The sequence below is a fragment of the Planktothrix tepida PCC 9214 genome, from assembly GCF_900009145.1.
GTDB lineage: Bacteria > Cyanobacteriota > Cyanobacteriia > Cyanobacteriales > Microcoleaceae > Planktothrix > Planktothrix tepida.
Genome location: NZ_LN889816.1, coordinates 11,261 through 12,823, shown reverse-complemented (window position 1 = coordinate 12,823; position 1,563 = coordinate 11,261). Strand labels below are relative to the sequence as shown.

Here is a 1,563-nt window from a genome sequence, read left to right as displayed (position 1 = left end):
GCATCGGTGAAACCACTGCTTAAGACGGTGGAAACTAATGTCCCTGGATTGGTTGTCGGGTCTTCGTTAATTGTTGTTAAATTAGATACGTTAGCTATATTTAGNCGTTAAAGTTGGCATTGGGAACAAATCGAACTAAGGTTGTATTACTTAAAAGAGTCGCTGAACTGTCTGTTACTGCCCCAAATGGTGTCCAATTGCTGCCGTTATCGTTAGAAAACTGCCAAGTTCCGTCACTTGTATTGCTCAAACCTGTTACTGCTATGCCACTGGGGTCGCTGTTGGCATCGGTGAAACCACTGCTTAAGACGGTGGAAACTAATGTCCCTGGATTGGTTGTCGGGTCTTCGTTAATTGTGGTTAAATTAGATACGTTAGCTGCATTTAGGACGGGGGCGCTGTTGTTGTATTCTCCTGTTGCTCCAAAAAAGTTCAACCAAGTGTTTGTATTTGTGCCACTGGTTCGGGTTATGGTGATGCTTTGCAGGATTTTCGTTGTATCGGGTGTTAACCCTAAACCAAAGATTTTTCCAGCATTAAAATCCCAGTAACTTGAGCCGGTTGTATCGTTACTTAAGTCTAGTCCATTAATCAGATAGTAACTAGAAGCTGACTCGGTAATTGAAGTGGCAATATNACTCCATTATCTGCTGACTCTTGCCATTGATAATTTAATGTTCCTAAACCATCAACATCCGCTAAGGTATTGGTTGCCGTTAAAATTTGGTTTTGGGTTGCTGTCCCTGTAATATTAACTGTTCCTGTGGGTAAGTCATTAACGTTAGTAACCACAGAAGTCGGACTACTATTAACCGTTTCTTGTGTTCCTTGTCCATCAGTATAACTAACTTTTACCTGTATATTTTTCCCCACTTGCGCTTGAGATAAGGTAAAAGTATTATTAGTTGCTTCACTAATATCAGTCCAGGTGACTCCATTATCTGATGACTCTTGCCATTGATAATTAAACATTCCCAAACCATCAAAATCTGCTAAAGTATTGGTTGCAGTTAAAATTTGGTTTTGTTTGGGTGTTCCTGTAATACTAACATTACCTGTAGGAACATTATTCAAAAGCGCATAAACCAGAGAAGTCGGACTACTATTAACGGTTTCTTGTGTTCCTAGTTCATCGGTATAACTAACTTTTACCTGTATATTTTTCCCCACTTGGGTTTGAGATAAAGCAAAAGTATCATTAGTCGCTCCACTAATATCAGTCCAGGTGACTCCATTATCGTCTGACTCTTGCCATTGATAATTTAATGTTCCTAAACCATCCGCATCCGCTAAGGTATTGGTTGCCGTTAAAATTTGGTTTTGTGTCGCTGTTCCTGTAATACTAACATTACCTGTGGGTAAGTCGTTAACATTAGTAACTACAGCAGTTGGACTACTATTAACCGTTTCTGCTGTTCCTAATAGGTCAGTATAACTAACTTTGACCTGTACCGTTTTCCCCACTTGCGTCTGAGATAAGGCAAAAGTATTATTAGTTGCTCCACTAATATTAGTCCAGGTGACTCCATTATCGGCTGACTCTTGCCATTGATAATTTAATGT

1 protein-coding gene is annotated in these 1,563 nt (G+C 39.7%); it reads right to left on the bottom strand.

What is annotated here, in order from left to right; genetic code table 11:
* Positions 1-591: 591 nt before the first annotated feature.
* A partial coding sequence (locus PL9214_RS33420; protein WP_500690254.1) for a DUF8696 domain-containing protein occupies positions 592-1,563 on the bottom strand: 972 nt, incomplete at its 5' end.